The 1762-nt window shown below is 48.2% G+C and carries 1 rRNA gene; it reads left to right on the plus strand.

From position 1 onward, the window contains the following. Window positions 1–170: 170 nt before the first annotated feature. A 16S ribosomal RNA gene (locus tag HF964_RS09890) occupies window positions 171–1739 on the plus strand. Window positions 1740–1762: the final 23 nt, after the last annotated feature.

Genomic DNA, 1762 nt, shown 5'->3' on the forward strand with positions numbered 1-1762 from the left:
GTAGATCTTTGAAAACTGAATAAAGTTTTGACAATCAAATGTGTAAGTACTTTGAAATTAATTTTCAGAGTTAAACAAATTTGCGAATGTCAATTTCGCTAGTAAATTATGCTTCAAACGTCTCCCCGACGTTTGAGGCGGATAACAAATGAGTCAACAGACATCATTTTTAAAATGAGAGTTTGATCCTGGCTCAGGATGAACGCTGGCGGCGTGCCTAATACATGCAAGTCGAACGCGCTGTGGCAATTATTGAGAAGCTTGCTTCAATTTAATTGCAATGCAGCGAGTGGCGAACGGGTGAGTAACACGTGGGAAACCTACCTCTTAGCAGGGGATAACATTTGGAAACAGATGCTAATACCGTATAATAACTTTTACCGCATGGTGAAAGTTTGAAAGATGGTTCTGCTATCACTAAGAGATGGTCCCGCGGTGTATTAGCTAGATGGTGAGGTAATGGCTCACCATGGCGATGATACATAGCCGAGTTGAGAGACTGATCGGCCACATTGGAACTGAGACACGGTCCAAACTCCTACGGGAGGCAGCAGTAGGGAATCTTCCACAATGGACGAAAGTCTGATGGAGCAACGCCGCGTGTGTGATGAAGGGTTTCGGCTCGTAAAACACTGTTATAAGAGAAGAACGTCAGTGAGAGTAACTGTTCATTGAGTGACGGTATCTTATCAGAAAGGGACGGCTAAATACGTGCCAGCAGCCGCGGTAATACGTATGTCCCAAGCGTTATCCGGATTTATTGGGCGTAAAGCGAGCGCAGGCGGTTATTTAAGTCTGATGTGAAAGCCTACGGCTCAACCGTAGAATTGCATCGGAAACTGGATGACTTGAGTGCAGTAGAGGAGAGTGGAACTCCATGTGTAGCGGTGAAATGCGTAGATATATGGAAGAACACCAGAGGCGAAGGCGGCTCTCTGGACTGTAACTGACGCTGAGGCTCGAAAGTGTGGGTAGCAAACAGGATTAGATACCCTGGTAGTCCACACCGTAAACGATGAATGCTAGTTGTTAGAGGGTTTCCGCCCTTTAGTGACGCAGCTAACGCATTAAGCATTCCGCCTGGGGAGTACGACCGCAAGGTTGAAACTCAAAGGAATTGACGGGGGCCCGCACAAGCGGTGGAGCATGTGGTTTAATTCGAAGCAACGCGAAGAACCTTACCAGGTCTTGACATCTTTCGCTATCTTAAGAGATTAAGAGTTCCCTTCGGGGACGGAATGACAGGTGGTGCATGGTTGTCGTCAGCTCGTGTCGTGAGATGTTGGGTTAAGTCCCGCAACGAGCGCAACCCTTATCATTAGTTGCCAGCATTAAGTTGGGCACTCTAATGAGACTGCCGGTGATAAACCGGAGGAAGGTGGGGATGACGTCAAATCATCATGCCCCTTATGACCTGGGCTACACACGTGCTACAATGGATGGTACAACGAGTTGCGAACCCGCGAGGGCAAGCTAATCTCTTAAAGCCATTCTCAGTTCGGATTGTAGTCTGCAACTCGACTACATGAAGTCGGAATCGCTAGTAATCGCGGATCAGCACGCCGCGGTGAATACGTTCCCGGGCCTTGTACACACCGCCCGTCACACCATGAGAGTTTGTAACACCCAAAGTCGGTGGGGTAACCTTCGGGAGCCAGCCGCCTAAGGTGGGATAGATGATTAGGGTGAAGTCGTAACAAGGTAGCCGTAGGAGAACCTGCGGCTGGATCACCTCCTTTCTAAGGATAATACGGAAACTTAC

Source organism: Periweissella fabalis (genome assembly GCF_012396505.1).
In the GTDB taxonomy this organism is placed as follows: domain Bacteria; phylum Bacillota; class Bacilli; order Lactobacillales; family Lactobacillaceae; genus Periweissella; species Periweissella fabalis.